This is a genomic window from Psychrobacillus antarcticus, assembly GCF_029533155.1.
Taxonomy (GTDB): Bacteria; Bacillota; Bacilli; order Bacillales_A; family Planococcaceae; genus Psychrobacillus; species Psychrobacillus antarcticus.
The window spans coordinates 208,757-228,028 of sequence record NZ_JAIZDB010000006.1 but is presented as its reverse complement, the minus strand read 5'-3'; the positions used below and the strand labels follow the sequence as shown (position 1 = coordinate 228,028).

The following is a 19,272-nucleotide window of genomic DNA, read 5'->3' as shown; positions in this document are numbered from 1 at the left end:
TATATATGAAAGCTTTTTTAATGAAGTTTGTCATGATAACTGCGGTGTTATGGGTTGCTTTAAGTGTTTTTTATGATGTATCTATTTCAGACATGCTCATTACTAGTGTGGTTCTTACGGTAGTGGGATATGTAGGAGATGTCTTTTTATTACCTAAAATAGGGAATGTGTGGGCAACAATAAGTGATTTTGTCATTGCTCTTGTGGTTATTTGCTTTTTGGGATCTTATATATACAAGCAACCGGTAGCTCTAGGGGCAGCCGCTTTTAGCTCTGCATTGTTATTGATGGTAGGAGAATTCTTTTTACACCGATATATGCACATCGAACCGAGTCAATCTATCCCCGATAAAAATGCAAGGTATTATTACAATCGAACGAACCTGCAAGCTGAATTTGCAAAAGAGGTGGATATCAATTCTCTAACTAATCAGGGAAAAGAGAAAAACATTAATAAAAAGTTAAAAGATTAAGTATATAATTCACCATTTGAACCATTCTAATATGGTCAAGGAGGTGAGCAGTCATGGGAAACAATAATAACCGAAATAATAATAACAACAATAATAACCGCAATAACAACAACCAAAATAATCCAGCTGAGTTCGGTGAGGATTTCAACTTTGACAATTTAAACAAGCAAAACCAAAACGAACAAAACAAAAAAAACAACCAAAACGAACGAAATAATAACCGAAACAACAATAACAACAACAATAATAACCTTAAGTAATAATTAGCTTCTAATACAGTCATTCCTAAAGTCCAGTCCACTTTAGGAATGACTGTATTTTTGGGTTTATGAATCGTACAAATAAGGTAAATAAGAATAATACATAAAGTAGGTGAATGCAATGGATAGTTTAGTGATTCGGCCTTTGGTTGTGACTGATGCATATATGACCTATCTATTTCCATTTTCTTTTCGAGAGAAAGATCGGAAAGAACTTATGGAAGAGCTAGAAAAGCATCAATTCACCTTTTTCACTTTAGACAAAGAAGAACTACAAGACAAATATTATGGAGATAATATAAAAATCGCACATGAGGAATTAGATCAGTTCTTTTTGCCGTTCATTGAGGATAAATTATTCCCTATTCATACAAATAATAGAGGGTTTTTGCGTTATTCCAAAGTAGTAGAAGAATTCTTTACATATGAAGTGAATGACCATAAACTCAACTTTATCATTAACAGTGTGGATATTACTTTATGTCCTTTTGGAATAGGTATTATCACCATACGTGCTGCAATGGATCAAGATCAGGAGACATTGACGAACATATTAGACCACATCGCTCATTTTCGAGTGCTCGAGCCTAAGCTTGCTTTCGATAAAGGTTCTAAAATTCACCATAAAAATATAGTGTTCGAAACCACAAACGAGCTCGTGTTTGATTTTTTATGTAAGCCTTTAAAACCGTTTATCATCCACGATGAAAAGTTAGCTGGTTATTATGGGAGTCTTCCTTATTTTGAAGATGAGCGAATGCATAGTTCTCTATATTTAATTGCCAATGAAAAATCTGAAATTACAGATGATCATTTGTTTCGTTTGGCGCATTTAGATGGAAAGGATACAAATGGAAAGGAATTTATCTCCAGCTCTAATTCCGATTTTGTAAAGCGATATGTTCAAAGACGTATTCATGATCGTTGGGCACCGTATACATATACCATTTCATCAGAGCATACGCAGGCAACTCTTACTAATAAGAAAAAAGATAAATTAAAGGAAGAGACTTCTCAATTTATGAGTGTGCATTATTATAATTTAATGCTTCATTATTACTATAAAATTATGCTGTTAAAGGTTTCTTATGAGCATAGTGAAGTTAGTTGGGCGAAGGATAAAAGATATGTGGAGGAGTTAATAGAACTCATATCAAAATTCTATTCACGCTATTATTTTGAAGAGGTTTCTGCTAGAGCGGAAGGAAAAGAGCTAACGCAGCAGTTACGAGAAGTATTCCGTCTACAAGATCTTTTCAATGAAGTGAACCAAACTGTAAATGACCTATACCGTGCTCAAGACAACCAATCGAACAAACGACATAATTCATTGTTATTTATGCTTACTATTTTTACGGTGGTTTCTGGTATTTATGGGATGAACCTGGTTATTGACGATTGGAAGGGGAAAACAGATTGGGCTAAGGTGCCTGGATATTCCTTTTTTGAATGGATAGCACTTATTACAGCGTTAACGGGAATAGCACTAGCTATTGCTTTAATCGGTTACACAGGTGGTAAAAGAACTTATGATAGATATAGAAAGTGGAAAAGAGATCAGTCCTAAAACTTCTTATCAATAGATGAGAAGTTATTTGTATTTCCAATTTTAAGCTATATCCAGTATATTAAGATTAGTTTATAAGCTAGAAAATTAATAGAACGGGGTAAATAAGTGAATCAAGCAAATACATCCAAATCAATTGTATTACCATTAATCATTTCCATTATAGCGATTTCGTTTGCGGCCATTTTTGTGAAGTGGTCTCATGCACCCGCTACTATATTAAGCATGTATCGAATGATTTTAGCAACCCTGTTATTACTGCCAGTCGTGTGGTTTAAACGGGCAGAGTTTAAAAAAATTGCAAACAAAGAATGGCTACTGCTATTTGTCGCAGGTCTATTTTTAGCACTGCATTTTGCCCTCTGGTTTGGTTCTTTAAAATTGACAACAGTTGCCAGTTCAACAATCATTCTTGCACTCCAACCTATAATCGCCTTAATTGGTGGTGTCATTTTATTTAAAGAGAGAACAACAAAATCGGCACTGATGACAATGGGTATTGCAGTTATAGGAGCAGTGATGGTTGGATGGGGAGATTTTGGATTGAGTAGAAATGCAATTCTTGGAGATATTCTTTCATTTCTCAGTGTTATTGCGGTTGTCGGTTATTTATTAATTGGGCAAAAAGCGGTGAGAAAGGTTTCACATTGGATTTATAGTTTCACTGTTTTTGGGTTTGCCGCCATCGCACTCGTTGTTTATAATTTGCTGACAGGCGTTGCAATGGGAGGGTATGATTCAAAAGAATGGGGAATTTTTGTGTTGTTAGCAATTGTGCCGACAATTTCTCACTTGATTAACAATTGGTTGATGAATTATGTAACTGCCACAACGATATCTATGAGTATTTTAGGAGAGCCGGTAGGGGCAACTATCCTTGCTGCTATTTTCTTAGGAGAGCGACTGGTAGGCTGGCAAATTGTTGGAGGAATTCTAGTGCTCGTTGGAGTGTTTTTATTTATCCTGCAGCAAATGAAAAGGTATCCTAAAAGTAAAATACAAAAAAACTAGACAATACTAACGAGTCTAGTTTTTGACATTCCTATTTTCCGGGAAGTATTAATTGGACGAAACCCATTAAAACATGAAAGAGTAGTGAAAATTCGTTTCCCGGGAAATAATTTAGTCGGTTTATGTAATATTTTTTACAGGAGGGATGAAATTGGCTATCTATACATACGAACAACCTATTAATATTGCGGAGACTCCGAAAACCTATGTTTTTAACGAGGAAGCGGAAATTGTTTATATATTTCAACGGTATTATTCCAATAGTATTAAGAAGCGATTAGATAAAACGTTGGATTATCGCTACTTTGTTTGGTATAACGTTTACAATACAAATGATGAGTTACTATGCAGGTGTAAAAAAGTATCCCGTAAAGGAAAAGTGTATTTTGAAGCTTTTGACTATGTTGATGAGAAGAAATACATAGTTGCGTATGACAAGTGGAAAGAGCTCGTTCCAGATTTACTCATTTCAGATGGTTATTTACAGATTAAATTGGAAAAAGAAATGGAAGATTGGTCTAAATATGTCTATATGGACAACGAAATTGCAAGGTGGAAAGCAGATCTTGCTGAGGTGTTTAAAATTCAACTTGAAGTGAATGATAATTCTCCTATAAATAATGTAGCATTTTTTATCGCAATTAGTCAGTGTGCGTTGTTTATAGGGTCTTAAGTAAAAAGTGTGTATGGTTTTCTATTGAAAATTACATACACTTTTTTATAGATAAGCAAGTATATAAAAATACAGCATGAACTCTGTTTTTCCAGAACTTTAAGGAATGGATAAATACTGCCAGTGATTTCCGTTCCAGGTGGGGTACAAAGGCTAAGTGCGCCGCGTCTCAAAGGGAAGGCAATCTAAGTTCGCCGCGTCCTGCGGCAACGATTGCATAACCCACATCCTGTGGGCCTCCGCGGGGTGAGTGATGAGCTATCACCGTTGCTAGCGCGTCGCTGTGATATCTCATCTGTCTCACTCATCCCGCAGAAGTCGCCACCTTACACTCCAATCAATTAAGTGAGTAGTACTAAACTTTAAGATATTGCATAGACTTTCGCTTAGATTATAAGAGTAATCCAAGTTAATGTAGGGATAAAACTGTCCGCTTGGTTAGGGATACTATTTTATTAGAAAAGAAAAAAAGTGGATTTACTTTGATAGGAATCACTGTCATTCTTACTAATTTCAAGATAAAACACATATATTTAGGTAGTTTTATAGCGAATTATCCAATCATATAAAGTGGGTCTAGTTGATTGGAGCGCAGAGCGGCGTCTCCAGTGGGAATAGCGCGGGCTGAAGCCGTGCCCTCGGAAAGCGTCCGATCGGAGCGGAAATCAATGGCATATCTACATTATTATTTTTAAAGGAGCGGACGTCCTTTTCCCCGACTTTTCTAATGCTTATCATTTTACATCGTGTGCGATATAGTTTATTCTATTAATTAGATCGTACACGATTAAAACGGTAGGGGGGATTATATTATGAAAACGTTATACGAAACAACAATTGTAAACACAGGTGGGCGACAAGGTGAGGGACATTCATTAGACAATATATTTTATTTGGACATTGCTAAACCACAAGCATTAGGTGGAGAAGCAACTACTGCATCAAACCCAGAACAGCTTTTCGCTGCAGGCTACAGCTCTTGCTTTAATAGTGCATTGGAACTTGTGTTGGAACATGATAAAGTAAAAGTAGAGAAAAGCGAAGTTACTGCTACTATTTCATTGATCACCGACAAAGAAAACGGTGGGGTGAAATTAGCTGCTAAGCTAGAAGTCGAGATTTTCGGAATAGACGATGATTTAAAAGAAAAATATGTACAAAAGGCGCATGAATATTGCCCTTATTCTAAAGCAGTTAAGAACTCAATAGATGTAGAAATAATCGTAAAATAAATTAATTTTTAGGTGTGATTTTTATGAACAATCCTTCCAAATTGGAACAACAGCTATGCTTTGAGGTTTACAAGGCGTCTAGTAATTTTTCCAAGTTGTATGCACGAACTTTGGAGCCATTCCATTTAACATTCTCGCAATATCTAGTATTACTTACGCTATGGGAACAGAATAACTTGTTGGTAAAGGACATCGGAAACAAATTAGGACTTGGTATTGGAACGTTAAATCCTATTATCAACCGGATGATCGGCAATGGGTGGCTTAACAAACAACAATCTGATAAAGATAAACGAGCATTCGTTATTTCTTTGACCGAAAAGGCTATAAAAGAAGAGAAACTAATCGAACAAGCAATTATCAATAAAATTACAAGCTGCAATTATTTAGATATAAACTCAGAGACTTTAATGGCCAATTTAAAAGAGTTAAACCTATTTCTAAATGAACTGGAGGAATGAGAAGTATGAGTATTTATGATATTAAAGTGAAAAAATCCGATGGCCAAGAATACGAATTAAATGAGTATAAGGGAAAGCCGATGCTTATCGTAAACACAGCAACTAAATGTGGACTAAGCGGTCAATTTGATGGTCTTGAAAAAATATATAGCGAGTATAAAGAAGATGGTCTTGTTGTATTAGGTTTCCCTTCGAACCAATTTAAACAAGAGTTAAGTAACGCAGAAGAGGCCGAGCAAGCATGTCGAATGAGCTATGGGGTAACCTTCCCTATGCATGAAATGACTAAGCTGAATGGCAAAGAGGCACACCCACTTTTCCAATATTTAACTACGAACAGTAAAGGCATCTTATCGAAAAGTATTAAATGGAATTTCACTAAATTTCTTGTCGATAAAAACGGTAAAATTATAAAAAGATATGCACCAACTGATAGCCCGGAATCGATAAAAGAAGACATCGCAAAAGTCGTTTCTGAATAAACCACAAAATCCTGCTAGACTCCATTTAACTTTTTATGTTTAAACAGTATAGAAAAAAGGAATAATAGGTAAAAAGATGAAATGGGGAGAAATAATGGGGAAATTAGCGGAAAAGGAACAAATACTTCTCGCGTATTATGTTTGTAACTTCTTAGAGAAAAATGATGAAAATGCAAATGAGCTAGGGGAAGTTTTAACAACAGCACTAGGAGATAATTTGACTAGCATTCAAAGGATACTAAACGAACAGGGCTTGTTGAGTGACCATGACCGAATGATTACTAATGAAGGAATATTGTATATAGATAATGTATTACACATTCAATCCGATGCTGTGGAGCGAAACAAGCTAGCATATGTGAAGGATAACCTTATGACATATGAAATAGAGTTATCTATTCCAGAGATCAAGGAATACATTCATAAGCATGTAGAAATAGAATAGCATAAAGTGCACGTTTGACTGCCGCTCCAATAGTCAAACGTGTTTTCATTTCCCTATTAACCTATAGGAAAAATACATTTTCTATGGTAAGATTCTTCTTATTGAAAATATCATGATAAAGAAGGAATTACAGTGATAGTCACTAAAAAAAACAATTTAGGCGAAAAGTTAAATTTGTTCACATTGACTTGGCCCATATTTTTAGAAGTATTTTTGTTTATGTTAATGGGGATTGCGGATACATTTATGCTCAGTGCGCTTTCAGATGATGCGGTATCAGGAGTAGGAGCGGCAAATCAGTATATTCATATAGCTATCTTAGTTTTAGAAGTTGTCGGAAATGGAGCAGCAATTGTCGTCTCTCAGTATCTAGGTTCGAAACGATTTGAAGAGGCATCGAAGATTTCAGGTTTAGCAGTGACATTAAACTTATGTGTGGGAGTCGTCCTAAGTATTGGGTTTATTCTCTTCTCAAAGCGTATGATGATTGCTATGAATCTGCAAGGAGATGTGTTAGTTCATGCGCATCAATATTTGACGATTGTCGGCGGGGCTATTTTTTTACAGGCGATTATTAATGCACTGGCAGCTATTATCCGTGTACACGGGTATACAAAACAGACAATGTTTGTTTCGCTTGGGATGAATATTTTCCACGTAATTGGGAACTATGCGTTGATTTTTGGGAAATTTGGATTTCCAGAGTTAGGGGTTCAAGGTGCAGCTATTTCATCCGTTCTAAGTCGTTTTATAGCAATGCTAGTATTCTTCTGGCTGCTTTATCAGGTGATGGAGTATCGTGTGAAGGTTCATTATTACTTTACTCTAACTAAAGAATATGTGACAAAGATTTTACGGATTGGTCTTCCTTCTGCATTTGAACAGATTTTATACCAAGGCTGTCAAATCGTATTCTTATACTATGTTACCTATTTAGGAGCTGAATCATTGGCGGCAAGGCAATACGCTGTGAATATATCGATGTTCACTTACTTATTTGCTATTGCAATTGGAATGGGAACTGCTATTATTGTCGGACGATTTGTAGGGGCAAATGAAAAAGACGAAGCATATAAATCGGTATGGTTTAGTCTGAAGTGGGCTATAATTTTTACGGTAACAATGGTAACGGTCGTAATAATTCTACGTTATCCTTTAATGGGACTATTCACAGACAATAAGGAAATTATTGAGATAGGTGCATCTGTATTATTACTAAGTTTTCTATTAGAAACCGGACGTACGTTAAATATTGTCATTATCAATTCCTTACGCGCTGCAGGGGATGCAACTTTCCCGGTATTTATAGGAGCCTTGTCTATGGTATTGATGAGTTTGCCTTTAGGATACTTTTTGGTTTTTGTACTGGATTTAGGTTTAGTTGGTGTTTGGCTAGCAATAGCTGCAGATGAATGGACTCGCGCTACAATTATGTTCTTCAGATGGAAAAGTAGGCGCTGGGAAAGGTTTGCACTTGTACATCCTACTGGTAAGGAAGATGGACTAAGAGATAACTAGGCAGATTCCTGTCTAGTTCACTTTTGGTCTTTTTTTTACTCGCAAAGCTTGGTCGTGTATGTTTAAATATAAATAATAAACTACTTAAGTTAAATGAGGTGAATGAACATGGGGAAGGAACAGTTATCATTGATGAAAGCGCTTACGAATTCTGAAATAGAAAATGAAAAAAGCCGAAATCAGTTAACAGCGACAGAATCCGAATATAGATCTTTGTTCGATAATAATCCTGATGCTATATTTAAGCTTGATTTGGAAGGATATATTATTAGTGGAAATCTAGCGTTGCAACAATTGAGTGGTTATTCTGTGGAGGAACTGATAGGCAACATCTTTATCGACTTTGTAGAACCAAAAGACCAAGAAGATGCAAAAGAATGTTTTACGCTAGCGTTGAGTGGGGAACTGAGAGATTATCGTTTTAATTTTTTGGACAAATTAGGGTCTCCGATTGGATGCCTAGTGAAGCTAACTCCCATTATGTTAAAAGGAAGTCGAACAGGTATTTTCGTTGTGATAAAAGATATGAGAGAACTAGATAAACTTGCTAGTAAATATATTGATAGTGAAGAAAAATTTCAAATTATAGCAGAAAATATACAAGACGTAATTTTTTTAATGAATGATAAGCAGGAGTACTTATATGTTTCACCTTCTAGTAAAGAAATATTTGAATATGACAACCAACAAGTTGGGGAGAAGCACTCTTTTTATAATATACATCCGGATGACATAGCGAATTTGGAAAAACTTTTCAACGAATCAATTCATAACAAAAATCCATACAAAGTCCAGCTAAAAGCAATGCATTTAAAGAAAGGGTGGATTTGGACGGAAATAAATGGCACTCCAGTATTCTCTGAAAACGGAAAGTTTAAATATATGCTATTAATTGCACGTGATATTTCGTTACAAAAAGAGAATGAAGAAAAATTACAATATTTTGCCTACCATGATTCTTTAACAGGGCTACCTAACAGACGTTTTTTCAAAAGTAGACTTCAGGAAGTTATAGAACTAGAAGAAAAAACAGGTGAAGTCTTTGCAGTTATCCTTATTGACATTGATGAATTTAAACAAATCAACGATAATTTTGGACATGAAACTGGAGACGATGTTATTCAAGAATTGGCTAATAGGTTGAGTAGCGCATTAGATCCTCTAGACTTTGTAGCAAGGCTAGGGGGAGATGAGTTTATCGCTTTAATAGCGAATATTCATAAGGAAGATCAGATCGTGGAAAAAGCAGAAGGTATTCAGCAAGCGATCATTGCTCCATGGTCAATCAATGGTCACGTATTGAATATTACTGCGAGTATTGGGATTGCGTTATCCTCTTTAAACGGATCTACAACTACATCAGTTTTTAGAGAAGCTGACAGGGCTATGTATGATGCTAAAAATGCTGGTAAAAATCTAGTCGGTTTTAATCGCTCCAATTAAAAAGCAGTCTTTAGTCCAGAAATAGACTAGAGATTGCTTTTTAACTATAATATTTAGCAAATAGTAAGTACTTTTAACTTCTTCAATTGTTCCACTGCTTGTCGCAATACATCAATATCCTGTACTAATGCAACGCGAACATAACCTGCTCCAGCGGATCCGAAAACGGTTCCTGGTACCATCACTACACCGGTTTGATCAATTACTTCAAAGACGAAATCCTTGTCATTCATCTCATATGGATATTTTGCCCAAACAAACATTCCACCAGTAGAAGGAGCAACTTTCCAGCCAAGATCAGTTAATGCATTTTTGAGGAAATCGTGTCTTTCTGAAAATACCTTGCGTAAATGATCTGTTATTTCCTCTGCATGGTTTAAGGCAACAATACCAGCTTCTTGAATCGGACCGTAAATCCCAAAATCTAAATTAGACTTTAGCTGCTTCATAATATCGATCATCTCTGCATTTCCAGCAATATAAGCAATTCGTGTACCAGCTAGGCTAAAGGATTTTGATAAAGAGTTAATCTCCATCCCTACTTCTAAGGCTCCTGGTGTAGATAGGAAGCTACTTGGTGAATCTCCGGTAAAATAGAATTCTGAATAAGCCGCATCGTGTAGAATAATTACATTGTATTTATTGGCAAAGGCAACGACTTTTTCAAAGAAAATAGGATCAGGCATAGCCGGAACTGGGTTTCCAGGTAAATTTAATATCATTAGTTTTGCCTTCATCGCAATTTCTTCGGGTATTGCATCTAAATCAGGTAAAAACCTGTTTTCTTCTAATAACTCCATATAATAGGGTGCAGCACCAGCAAGTTTTATACCTGCATCATAGGCTACATAACCCGGATTTGTTGTAAGGATAATATCACCTACATCACAAAAGGCAATTGGAAGATGGACAAGTCCTTCTTGTGAACCCATCGTTTGAACAATCTGTGTCTTTGGATCCAATACAACATTGGAGCGACGTTTATAATAATCTGCAACGGCCTCATTAAAGCGTGTAGTTCCCGAAAGCATATAACCATATGTATCAGTTGCATAGCTTAAATCTGACAATACTTTTCTTACACGTTCATCTGGTGGAAGGTCAGGACTACCTAAGCTTAAGTCATATAATTCAAAGCCTTGAGCTTGCTTGACAGCTGCAGCGGCTTTCAAATCACCAAAAATCGCTTTTTCAAATAAGGACATTTTTGTAGATGGTTGAACTTTCAATACGAGCACTCCTAACGCAAATGAAATTTTATGTTTTATGATATCATAATTTTTAATAAAATTGTGAGAAAACATGTATACAATATATCACAAATGACGGAAAACAAAAAAACCTACGAGTTTAAACATAAATTCGTAGGGTTCAAATTATATTAATTTTTTGAAGGTTTTTCCTTCAATTCTAGTACACCATCAGTCATTTCATAAACTTTGTCACAATACTCAATTAGGCGAGTATCATGGGTCACGACGATTGTTGTAGTTTTATTTTGTTTCGTTTCTTTTTTTAATAGTTCCATTACTTCATAAGCTTTCTCAGAATCTAACGAAGCAGTAGGCTCATCTGCTAGGAGTATGGAAGGTTTGCTATATAAGGCTTTAGCGATTGCAACACGTTGGCGTTCCCCACCAGATAAATCAGCAGGGTATTTTTTTCGTAAATCTTTAATGCCAAGATTTTCGTATAAAGCATTCAATTCATCTTTTGTCATATTATCTTTTTTTACATTATCTAATAGTTTCATTTGATTATCGACATTTAAAAAAGGTATAAGATTTGATGCTTGCAAGATAAATCCAATTTCTTTTAGTCTAATTTTTGATCGTTGTTTTTCATTTAAATCAGCAAGATCCTGATTATTTACTAAAATACCACCACTTGTAGGAGTTTGTAGTCCTCCTGCAATCGTTAAAAAAGTACTTTTACCTGATCCTGAAGGACCAATGACTGCTATTAACTCGCCGGCCTCAGCGGAAAAGTTTGTTTCTTTTAAAGCGTCCACTTGTTTATGTCCAGTGCCGAACGATTTTTTTACGTTATTAAGTTCTAAAATAGCCAAATTATTAACCTCCTATCGCTTTAAGCGGATCAATTTTTACGATTGTTAACACCGAGAATACAGCTCCAAGGATAGCAACGATTATTAGGATAACCCCGTAAATAATCATAGTTGGAATATCAAAGGATACAGGAACTGCAGCTGGTAAGAATGCACCTGAAATGAGTGTTAGAGCAAAACCAACAACTACCCCAATGAATGCCAATAAAAATGTTTGTGCAATTACGGAACGAGATAAATAGCCGTTAGAAATACCTTGTGCTTTCATAACTCCGAACATACTAATCTTTTGAACTGTTAATACATATAGAAAGATTGCTACAATGACAGAAGAAATAGCAAACAAGAAATAGATCATAAAGTTCAATGTTAAGGCTTGCTCTGTATATCCTGGTAGGTTTTCTATAAATGTTTCTACTTCAATTACTTCCAAATCTTCATTGGAGGTAGTGATAGAAGACAAGTCATCTCCACGAATAACAATCCCATTTATTTGTGTTTCATCTTCTGCGACACCTTCGCCAAACTTAACTTTTTGGAAAGTAGCTAATTCGCCGTAAAGAACTGGAGCAGCGTTGAAACGTGCACTATCTGTAAAACCTACAATCGTTAATTTTTCTTCAGTAGAAGATAGTTCAAGTTCGTCGCCTAGTTCAAATCCATCTTCTTTTAGGGTATCGCTTGCAATTACTTCATTGATTCCTGCAAATTTTTCTCCTTCTGTTACATCAGGCATGATAAATTCCTCGGGATCTATACCAAATAAAGAAATATTTTGTTTGGCATCGCCATTTGTGGCAATTGCATTTAATTGTCCTAGAATAGCAGTTTCGTTGTCTTTAAAAGCATCAACTTCCTCATTGGTAAGAGAAGATTGCGGTAAACTTTTATCTGATTCTTCGGTTAGAACAATTGCAGTTGCATCCCATTTGTCTACCGCTTCTCTATTTAAGCTAGCTAATCCTGTTGCTAACCCTGATAAGAAAAATACTAAATAGGATACTAACATCAGTACTCCCATGATTAATGTAAAGCGAAGCTTATTCTTTTTAATTTCATTCCATGCTAAAAACATAAGGTCACATCCTGTTAGTGAATTTGATAATAGAAGCATAACATAAAAAAATCCTGTCGTCTAATGTTTGTATAATCTTTATTAAATTAATTATACAAAATAAAAAATAACCTCATTATGCACGAGGTTATCTGCTCGAGTGCTTGTTTGACAATAAAACACCCAGAATGAAACCATACAAAAGATGTCCTATTATCCAATAAACTAGTGATGGAATACTAGTAATGGGTGGAGTTCTATCTGATAAAAGAGTTGTTGGAAAGTAGAGAGCCCCAATGATGAAGCAAGTTAGCATACATATGGCGATAATTTTAATGTTAGATATTATTTGAAGCTGTTGTATTATCAGTACTAAAATTACGGCAAGTGCTATGGACACTATTAAATGAAATAGAACTTCCACTATTTCTGGAAATTTAAACCCTTTTAATATTGGTAAATAATCAACGTTCAAAAGTAATGTATAGACCTTATAGCCAGTCCCGAGTTGAATAGCTTTGAAAAATAAAGTTAATGCTAAGCCTGTAATAATCCCATCTAGTGTAACTTTTAAGAAAAATTTATCGTTTAACTTCACTTTTTATCACATCCTATCAAAAAAATCTAAACCATCTTCGTCAAATGATTGTATAATGTTCGTATGTTGAATGTTATACTATTTTTAAATATAATGTAGCATACCAACATTATTAATGGATATTAATTAGTGTCAATGAGAGGGGGTAACGTATATGAGTCAAACACGTAGTACTGGAATATTTACGATTCAGCAGGTTTCAGATGTCACTGGTTTGTCTAAACAAGTTATCCGTAAATGGGAAGAACGTTATGAAATTGTACAACCTGAACGATTAGAAAATGGATATAGAGTATATAGAGAAAAGGATGTAAATGCACTATTAAAAGTAAAGACACTTTCAGAAAAAGGGTTTTCTATTAAACAAGCGGTAGAAATGATAAAAAAAGAACCTGAAAATGTAGAATCTTTTTTTATAGCAGATCAACCGGAATTCAGAAATTTTAACGATTATGTGATTCAGTTACTCGAAAAGGGCAGTCATTGTGACGAGGTTGAACTAAACCTCATATTACAGCAAGCCTACCATCAATTAGGGTTAGAAGTATTTATAAGTAAAGTGATTATTCCTTTCCTGCATGAAGTAGGGGGCAGATGGGAAAGAGATGAGTGGGATGAGTACCAAGAGGCAGTATCTAGTATGAGTGTTCGTGACTACTTGATACAAATAAGAAAAACGTTTCAGATAAGGGATGATGCGCCGTTAGTTATTGGTGCTTGTTTACCGGATGAACATCATGAGCTACCCATGCATATCGTATTGCTTCAGTTCATGCTGAGGGGTTGGAAAACTGTGTTAATAGGTGCTTCGCCAGCTCCAGGTGCAATAGAATCACTAGTCCAAAAGTTAAAGCCTAAAATAGTGTTGCTGTCAGCGTCAACCACACTGCCTTTTGAAAAGGATTCTAAACTAATCCGGCGACTCGATCAATTTGCAAGTGAACAGGAACAAACTACATTCTATTTAGGTGGTATGGGTTCACATCTGTATTTAAAAGAAAAGAAACTAAAATCCATTCACATAAGCAAAGATTTGGAACAAATTATCAATACAAAATGACAAAAGCTATTAGCTCTTAATGGAGAGCTAATAGCTTTTTTGAGGATTAAAAAAGTATATAAAAATACAGTATGAACACTGGTTTTACAGAACTCTAAAAAATGAATCATCCTATTGATTTCCGTGGGCACGGCTTCAATCTCCTCGGGCTAACAGGATGTTGGTCACGAAGGCGTTGCGATCGCGATGTGGCGCTCTTAGCCTTTGTCCCTTTCAAAGGTTCCTGCGGGGCTTCAAGGACCGGGCATCTTTTTGTCCGGTTTTTTGTTGCATTGAAAAGTATGGTCATTAGACTCATTTATGTTTTGAAAAATTTTTAGAACTAACTCCGTATCAACTGATTAGAAATAGATAGATTTGTATATCCTTTTGTAAGAAGTTCCTAGTAAGAACATTATCTTGAAGGAGTCAATGCAAATGACAGAAAAACCAAAAAACTATTCAAGAAGAGACTTTCTTAAAACGACAGGAATTGCAACTGGTGCATTAATAGGTGGCGGGTTAATAGGTGGGTTAGTTGGGTTAAATGTCGATAAGGATGATCAGCATGTATCTGATACAGGCAATACTAATCATGAAATGGGCACTAATGGGGGATTTCAGTTCTTTCAAAATCAAAGAGAATTTAATGTAATCTCGAATGCAACGGAACGTATCTTTCCAAAGGATGATATAGGGCCGGGGGCAATAGAATTAGGCGTCCCTTATTTTATTGATCGCCAGCTGGCGGGACAATATGGAAGTAATACGAAAGAATACATGCAAGGACCGTTTGCTGTAGGTGCTAAAACTCAAGGTTATCAGAGTCGATTGACAAGAGCGTCTATTTTTAGACAGGGAATTGCCGTATTGGATGAAGAAGCGAACAAACGATTTAAAAAAGGGTTTTCTAGTATAGAAGCAGAGCAAATGGATGAAATATTAACAGCTTTTCAAAATGATGAAATTCCCATGACAGGAGTTACTTCCGCATTTTTCTTCCGTCTAATTCGCACGGCGACATTGGAGGGTGCTTATGCAGATCCAATGTATGGTGGAAATCGAAATATGGATGGCTGGAAGATGAAAGAGTTTCCTGGTCACCAAATGTCCTATATTAACGTAATTGATAAGGAAAAGTTCCAAAAAATTGAGCCACAACCACTTGGTGGAATGTAAAGGAAAGTAGAGGGATAAAATTTATGGCTACAACATTAGCAAAAGTTGACGTGGTTGTCGTTGGTTTGGGTTGGACCGGAGGAATCATCGCAGCTGAATGTGCAAAAGCTGGTTTGAAGGTAATTGGTTTAGAAAGAGGAAGGAAACGCGGTACAGAGGACTTTCAGCAAATACATGACGAATATCGATATGCTATTCGTTACGAATTAATGCAGGACGTAGCAAAAGAGACGATTACCATTCGAAATAATCGAAAAATGCCTGCATTACCTATGAGACAGATGAGCTCATTCCTACTCGGTGATGGGCTTGGGGGTTCGGGAACACATTGGAATGGACATACATGGAGATTTTATCCATATGATTTTCAAATTAAAACGATGACAGATGAAAAATATGGTCCCAATAAATTATCTAGTGATTATTTACTTCAAGACTGGGGCGTTACCTATGATGAATTGGAACCTTATTTCTATAAATATGATCAGACCGCTGGAATTTCTGGGGAAGATAAAAATCCTTTTTGGGGGAAGAGAGCGCAGGATTTCCCTACTCCTCCTATGAAAAGAACTCCTATTTTGAAGAAATTTGAAGGCGCAACTAAATCACTAGGATATTCGCCTTTTATGCTCCCATCTGCTAATTTATCAGAACCCTACACAAATCCCGATGGAGAAGTCATAAATGCTTGTCAATACTGTGGTTTTTGTGAACGATTTGGCTGTGAATATGGAGCAAAAACATCGCCCGAAATAACCGTTATTCCGACCGCAACCAAAACCGGTAATTTTGAGACAAAGTTTCATGCAAATGTTGTAGAGGTCATAAAAAGTGGAAATAAGGTGTCTGGTGTAAAGTATTTGGACACTGAGTCTGGAGAAGAGTTTATCCAAGAAGCTGAAGTAGTTGTTTTAGCAAGCTACGTTATGAATAACGCCAAGTTACTTATGGTATCTAATATTGGTGAACAATATGACCCAGAAACTGGAAAGGGTACGCTTGGTAAAAATTATTGTTATCAAATATTACCTGGTGCAAATGGATACTTTGAAGAACAAATGAACACCTTTATGGGGGCTGGAGCCCTTGGAATGACAATTGATGACTTTAACGCAGATAATTTTGATCATAGCGACTTAGATTTTATACATGGTGGTAGTATTTCCATAACTCAAACTGGATATAGACCTATTGAAACAAATCCAATACAACAAGGGACACCAACTTGGGGAGCAGAGTTTAAGAAAAATTCTATCTACAATTATACACGGTCTTTATCAATCGGAACTCAGGGTGCATCGATGCCCCATAAGGAGAACTATCTATCCCTAGACACTAAATATAAGGATGTCTATGGTCTTCCACTCTTACAAATGACCTATAATTTTACAGATCAGGATAGAGCATTGCATAAGTTTATTACAGAAAAAACTGTAAATATCATGAAGGAAATGGGAGCAAAAACGGTAGAAGGAAAAGCGCCAATAACTGATTATGATATTGTAGGTTATCAGACGACTCATAATACGGGTGGGACTATTATGGGGGCTAGTCCAGAAAATAGTGTAGTAAATCCATTTTTACAACATTGGGATGCAGAGAACTTGTTTGTAATAGGGGCAGGGAATTTTCCACATAATGGCGGTTACAATCCTACTGGAACGGTAGCAGCTCTAGCCTATCGCAGTGCTGAAGGGATTATTAAATATAGTAAATCGGGAGGTTCACTCGTTTAATATGTATTGAGCTTAAGTGTGATTAAAATGTCAGAATTCCATAATATAAAGAAACCAACTATTATTTCTAAAGTAGTTGGTTTTTTGAACGGAAGTTTATTTTTCATAGAGAGCCTGTTCTTTTTTCAAATCATTAATTTTCCGTATATACGACAGGAGAATCGGTATGAAGAGAACAAAGATGATAAAGTTTACAATAGATAGATACATATTATATTGCGATAAAGTAACATTAAACAATGCAATGAAAAGGTTTACCACTCCAACAGTACCCAATAAATAAGTGACTCTCTTATAATGACCAATTATAGAATCGAAATCCGAATAAATTTCAAACGGACCTTCTGTTGATTTTTTTCGGAAAAATGCCCAGTTCATGTAGGTATCCACACATTCGACTCCGTAATCTTCCATAAAGGCTAAGTAATCTCTAGATTGTTCATCTGTTGGCTCGCCTTTCAATAATTCGAGCCTGTAGATATATTCTCCTGGAGGTCCTTCCTCGAAAGTATAGCGTCCAAATTTATAACTGCTGAGATTTAGTCCCTCGGCAGCCATTTTGTTCAGCCATTGCTCTTCTTTTTCATAATTGATGAAAAGTCTTAGTTTCGTTATCTCCAACCTACTCACCCCTTGTTATGTGTTTGCCATTCTTCACGAGCTCTTGCAACCGTTCCATTTCATTCTGCACGACTTGTTTACCGATGAGTGTCACTTCATATTCCTTTTTTCGGCTGTCTGCTTCTGTTTCAACGGCTTGAATCCATCTTTTTTCTAGCATCGTCTTAATAGCTCCATATAAAGTTCCAGGCCCCAAATTCATCCGTCCATTGCTGATTTCTTTTGTAAATTGCATAATCGCATATCCATGCATTGGTGTATGAAGTGCCAACAGGATATAATAAACGGCCTCTGTTAAAGGTTGGTGTTCGCTGCTCTCAGCCAAAATATATTTCTCCTTTCAAAACATATCACCTTACGTTATATCGTTATCCGATATATAATTATTTAAAATATATCAGCAACCGATATACTTGTCAAATTTCTATGTATCCCCAATTAGCCTATTTATTTGCGATATTAATCCAGTTAATTTTGTAATAAAAAAAATGATTTTATTACAAATAGGAGAGTTTATGGTATGATTGAAATAATAACCAGGTACTAATAACAGGTATAATATATGACGATAATAATTTGGAGGGACTTATGAGAGACTTAATTCAATTAAAGGATAAAAATATTGTTGTTATGGGTGTTGCAAATGAGCGTAGCCTTGCATGGGGAGTAGCGAAATCACTATTTGAAGTGGGTGCAAATGTCATCTTTACATACCGTAAAGAACGTTCGCTAGGAAAAATAGAAAAGTTATTAAAAGATAATAATTTAGAGGCAAAACTAATAGTAGAATGTGATGTAAATAGTGATGATAGTATGAAGACTGCGTTCCAAAAAATTGGACAAGATGTTGGAGTGATTCATGGCTTAGTTCACTCTGTTGCTTTTGCACATGCAGAAGATTTAAAAGGTGATTTTTTACAAACTTCAAGAGAAGGCTATGCTTTTGCCCAAGATACAAGTGCTTATTCGCTTATTGCTGCGGCTAGAGAAGCAACCCCTCTTATGACCGAAGGCGGATCTATTGTAACAATGACCTATTTAGGGGCTGAACGTGTACTAGAGGGATATAATGTAATGGGGATCGCTAAAGCATCTCTAGAAGCATCTGTTAAGTATTTAGCTTTGGACTTAGGGAAAAATAATGTTCGCATAAATGCTGTTTCTGCTGGAGCAGTAAGAACACTTGCGGCTAAAGGAATATCTTCTTTCAATACAATTTTGCACCAAATTGAAGAAAAGTCCCCATTAAAACGTAATGTGACTCAGCAAGAAGTTGGCGATATGACGGTTGCGCTATTAAGTAATTTATCCAGTGGTGTAACAGGTGAGGTCATCTTCGTGGATTCTGGCTATAATATTATGGGCTAAATTGATATTCATAAAAAAGCGACGGAAAATGATTTTCATTTTCC

The 19,272-nt window shown here is 35.9% G+C and carries 22 protein-coding genes; 15 read left to right on the top strand and 7 right to left on the bottom strand.

Annotation, left to right across the window (positions count from 1 at the left end):
- The first annotated feature begins 5 nt into the window (after nucleotides 1–5).
- From LDK52_RS05215 to LDK52_RS05195, 5 genes are all read left to right on the top strand, one after another.
- On the top strand, nucleotides 6–473 hold the full coding sequence (locus LDK52_RS05215) for a YndM family protein (RefSeq protein WP_277584891.1): 468 nt from the start codon (nucleotides 6–8) through the stop codon (nucleotides 471–473).
- A gap of 53 nt (nucleotides 474–526) precedes the next feature.
- Nucleotides 527–733: a hypothetical protein gene (locus tag LDK52_RS05210; RefSeq protein WP_277584890.1), complete on the top strand. Its 207-nt coding sequence runs from the start codon at nucleotides 527–529 to the stop codon at nucleotides 731–733.
- Between the two features lie 121 nt (nucleotides 734–854).
- A complete protein-coding gene (locus tag LDK52_RS05205) occupies nucleotides 855–2,300 on the top strand; it encodes a magnesium transporter CorA family protein (RefSeq protein ID WP_277584889.1) in 1,446 nt (481 codons plus the stop codon).
- A gap of 108 nt (nucleotides 2,301–2,408) precedes the next feature.
- Nucleotides 2,409–3,311 (top strand): DMT family transporter, encoded by a 903-nt coding sequence (locus tag LDK52_RS05200; protein WP_277584888.1) that lies wholly within the window; start codon nucleotides 2,409–2,411, stop codon nucleotides 3,309–3,311.
- Nucleotides 3,312–3,462: 151 nt separating this feature from the next.
- Nucleotides 3,463–3,984: a tubby C-terminal domain-like protein gene (locus tag LDK52_RS05195; RefSeq protein ID WP_277584887.1), complete on the top strand. Its 522-nt coding sequence runs from the start codon at nucleotides 3,463–3,465 to the stop codon at nucleotides 3,982–3,984.
- A 169-nt stretch (nucleotides 3,985–4,153) separates the two neighbouring features.
- Here LDK52_RS05195 and LDK52_RS05190 read toward each other — a convergent pair whose 3' ends face one another.
- Nucleotides 4,154–4,279: a hypothetical protein gene (locus LDK52_RS05190; RefSeq protein WP_277584886.1), complete on the bottom strand. Its 126-nt coding sequence runs from the start codon at nucleotides 4,277–4,279 to the stop codon at nucleotides 4,154–4,156.
- A gap of 517 nt (nucleotides 4,280–4,796) precedes the next feature.
- Here LDK52_RS05190 and LDK52_RS05185 point away from each other — a divergent pair.
- The 6 genes from LDK52_RS05185 to LDK52_RS05160 all read left to right on the top strand — a co-directional run bounded on the left by LDK52_RS05185 (nucleotide 4,797) and on the right by LDK52_RS05160 (nucleotide 9,565).
- A complete protein-coding gene (locus LDK52_RS05185; RefSeq protein WP_277584885.1) occupies nucleotides 4,797–5,216 on the top strand; it encodes an organic hydroperoxide resistance protein in 420 nt (139 codons plus the stop codon).
- 23 nt (nucleotides 5,217–5,239) lie between these two features.
- Nucleotides 5,240–5,677, top strand: coding sequence for a MarR family winged helix-turn-helix transcriptional regulator (locus LDK52_RS05180; protein ID WP_277584884.1), 438 nt, complete (start codon nucleotides 5,240–5,242; stop codon nucleotides 5,675–5,677).
- Between the two features lie 5 nt (nucleotides 5,678–5,682).
- Nucleotides 5,683–6,159 (top strand): glutathione peroxidase, encoded by a 477-nt coding sequence (locus LDK52_RS05175; RefSeq protein WP_277584883.1) that lies wholly within the window; start codon nucleotides 5,683–5,685, stop codon nucleotides 6,157–6,159.
- 94 nt (nucleotides 6,160–6,253) lie between these two features.
- The gene (locus LDK52_RS05170) at nucleotides 6,254–6,604 is read left to right on the top strand and encodes a hypothetical protein (protein ID WP_277584882.1); all 351 of its coding nucleotides are present in this window, start codon (nucleotides 6,254–6,256) and stop codon (nucleotides 6,602–6,604) included.
- Between the two features lie 132 nt (nucleotides 6,605–6,736).
- Nucleotides 6,737–8,122 carry an MATE family efflux transporter gene (locus tag LDK52_RS05165; protein ID WP_277584881.1) on the top strand — a complete coding sequence of 462 codons (1,386 nt, stop codon included), beginning with the start codon at nucleotides 6,737–6,739 and terminating at the stop codon, nucleotides 8,120–8,122.
- Between the two features lie 108 nt (nucleotides 8,123–8,230).
- Nucleotides 8,231–9,565: a diguanylate cyclase domain-containing protein gene (locus LDK52_RS05160; RefSeq protein ID WP_277584880.1), complete on the top strand. Its 1,335-nt coding sequence runs from the start codon at nucleotides 8,231–8,233 to the stop codon at nucleotides 9,563–9,565.
- A gap of 53 nt (nucleotides 9,566–9,618) precedes the next feature.
- On the opposite strand, the gene LDK52_RS05155 is transcribed toward LDK52_RS05160, so the two are convergent.
- From LDK52_RS05155 to LDK52_RS05140, 4 genes are all read right to left on the bottom strand, one after another.
- On the bottom strand, nucleotides 9,619–10,794 hold the full coding sequence (locus tag LDK52_RS05155; protein ID WP_277584879.1) for an aminotransferase class I/II-fold pyridoxal phosphate-dependent enzyme: 1,176 nt from the start codon (nucleotides 10,792–10,794) through the stop codon (nucleotides 9,619–9,621).
- A gap of 152 nt (nucleotides 10,795–10,946) precedes the next feature.
- Nucleotides 10,947–11,633, bottom strand: coding sequence for an ABC transporter ATP-binding protein (locus LDK52_RS05150; protein ID WP_277584878.1), 687 nt, complete (start codon nucleotides 11,631–11,633; stop codon nucleotides 10,947–10,949).
- Nucleotides 11,634–11,637: 4 nt separating this feature from the next.
- On the bottom strand, nucleotides 11,638–12,708 hold the full coding sequence (locus LDK52_RS05145; protein WP_277584877.1) for an ABC transporter permease: 1,071 nt from the start codon (nucleotides 12,706–12,708) through the stop codon (nucleotides 11,638–11,640).
- 127 nt (nucleotides 12,709–12,835) lie between these two features.
- The gene (locus tag LDK52_RS05140; protein WP_277584876.1) at nucleotides 12,836–13,285 is read right to left on the bottom strand and encodes a hypothetical protein; all 450 of its coding nucleotides are present in this window, start codon (nucleotides 13,283–13,285) and stop codon (nucleotides 12,836–12,838) included.
- Nucleotides 13,286–13,439: 154 nt separating this feature from the next.
- On the opposite strand from LDK52_RS05140, the gene LDK52_RS05135 reads away from it, so the two are divergent.
- From LDK52_RS05135 to LDK52_RS05125, 3 genes are all read left to right on the top strand, one after another.
- On the top strand, nucleotides 13,440–14,345 hold the full coding sequence (locus LDK52_RS05135; RefSeq protein WP_277584875.1) for a MerR family transcriptional regulator: 906 nt from the start codon (nucleotides 13,440–13,442) through the stop codon (nucleotides 14,343–14,345).
- Between the two features lie 417 nt (nucleotides 14,346–14,762).
- Nucleotides 14,763–15,503: a gluconate 2-dehydrogenase subunit 3 family protein gene (locus LDK52_RS05130; protein ID WP_277584874.1), complete on the top strand. Its 741-nt coding sequence runs from the start codon at nucleotides 14,763–14,765 to the stop codon at nucleotides 15,501–15,503.
- Between the two features lie 23 nt (nucleotides 15,504–15,526).
- On the top strand, nucleotides 15,527–17,239 hold the full coding sequence (locus LDK52_RS05125) for a GMC family oxidoreductase (protein ID WP_277584873.1): 1,713 nt from the start codon (nucleotides 15,527–15,529) through the stop codon (nucleotides 17,237–17,239).
- Nucleotides 17,240–17,335: 96 nt separating this feature from the next.
- Here LDK52_RS05125 and LDK52_RS05120 read toward each other — a convergent pair whose 3' ends face one another.
- The gene (locus tag LDK52_RS05120; protein ID WP_277584872.1) at nucleotides 17,336–17,860 is read right to left on the bottom strand and encodes a DUF2812 domain-containing protein; all 525 of its coding nucleotides are present in this window, start codon (nucleotides 17,858–17,860) and stop codon (nucleotides 17,336–17,338) included.
- 1 nt (nucleotide 17,861) lies between these two features.
- A complete protein-coding gene (locus LDK52_RS05115; RefSeq protein ID WP_407081783.1) occupies nucleotides 17,862–18,185 on the bottom strand; it encodes a PadR family transcriptional regulator in 324 nt (107 codons plus the stop codon).
- Between the two features lie 263 nt (nucleotides 18,186–18,448).
- Between LDK52_RS05115 and fabI the strand changes: the two genes are divergently transcribed.
- A complete protein-coding gene (gene fabI / locus LDK52_RS05110; RefSeq protein ID WP_277584871.1) occupies nucleotides 18,449–19,228 on the top strand; it encodes an enoyl-ACP reductase FabI in 780 nt (259 codons plus the stop codon).
- Nucleotides 19,229–19,272 lie beyond the last annotated feature (44 nt).

Excerpts from the sequence above, each read along its gene's own strand:
- LDK52_RS05135 (WP_277584875.1), top strand. The coding sequence starts at position 13,440 with ATGAGTCAAACACGTAGTACTGGAATATTTACGATTCAGCAGGTTTCA.
- LDK52_RS05130 (WP_277584874.1), top strand. The coding sequence starts at position 14,763 with ATGACAGAAAAACCAAAAAACTATTCAAGAAGAGACTTTCTTAAAACG.
- LDK52_RS05205 (WP_277584889.1), top strand. The coding sequence starts at position 855 with ATGGATAGTTTAGTGATTCGGCCTTTGGTTGTGACTGATGCATATATG.
- LDK52_RS05160 (WP_277584880.1), top strand. The coding sequence starts at position 8,231 with ATGGGGAAGGAACAGTTATCATTGATGAAAGCGCTTACGAATTCTGAA.
- LDK52_RS05175 (WP_277584883.1), top strand. The coding sequence starts at position 5,683 with ATGAGTATTTATGATATTAAAGTGAAAAAATCCGATGGCCAAGAATAC.
- LDK52_RS05185 (WP_277584885.1), top strand. The coding sequence starts at position 4,797 with ATGAAAACGTTATACGAAACAACAATTGTAAACACAGGTGGGCGACAA.
- fabI (WP_277584871.1), top strand. The coding sequence starts at position 18,449 with ATGAGAGACTTAATTCAATTAAAGGATAAAAATATTGTTGTTATGGGT.
- LDK52_RS05190 (WP_277584886.1), bottom strand. The coding sequence starts at position 4,279 with ATGAGATATCACAGCGACGCGCTAGCAACGGTGATAGCTCATCACTCA.
- LDK52_RS05125 (WP_277584873.1), top strand. The coding sequence starts at position 15,527 with ATGGCTACAACATTAGCAAAAGTTGACGTGGTTGTCGTTGGTTTGGGT.
- LDK52_RS05145 (WP_277584877.1), bottom strand. The coding sequence starts at position 12,708 with ATGTTTTTAGCATGGAATGAAATTAAAAAGAATAAGCTTCGCTTTACA.
- LDK52_RS05170 (WP_277584882.1), top strand. The coding sequence starts at position 6,254 with ATGGGGAAATTAGCGGAAAAGGAACAAATACTTCTCGCGTATTATGTT.
- LDK52_RS05180 (WP_277584884.1), top strand. The coding sequence starts at position 5,240 with ATGAACAATCCTTCCAAATTGGAACAACAGCTATGCTTTGAGGTTTAC.
- LDK52_RS05215 (WP_277584891.1), top strand. The coding sequence starts at position 6 with ATGAAAGCTTTTTTAATGAAGTTTGTCATGATAACTGCGGTGTTATGG.
- LDK52_RS05210 (WP_277584890.1), top strand. The coding sequence starts at position 527 with ATGGGAAACAATAATAACCGAAATAATAATAACAACAATAATAACCGC.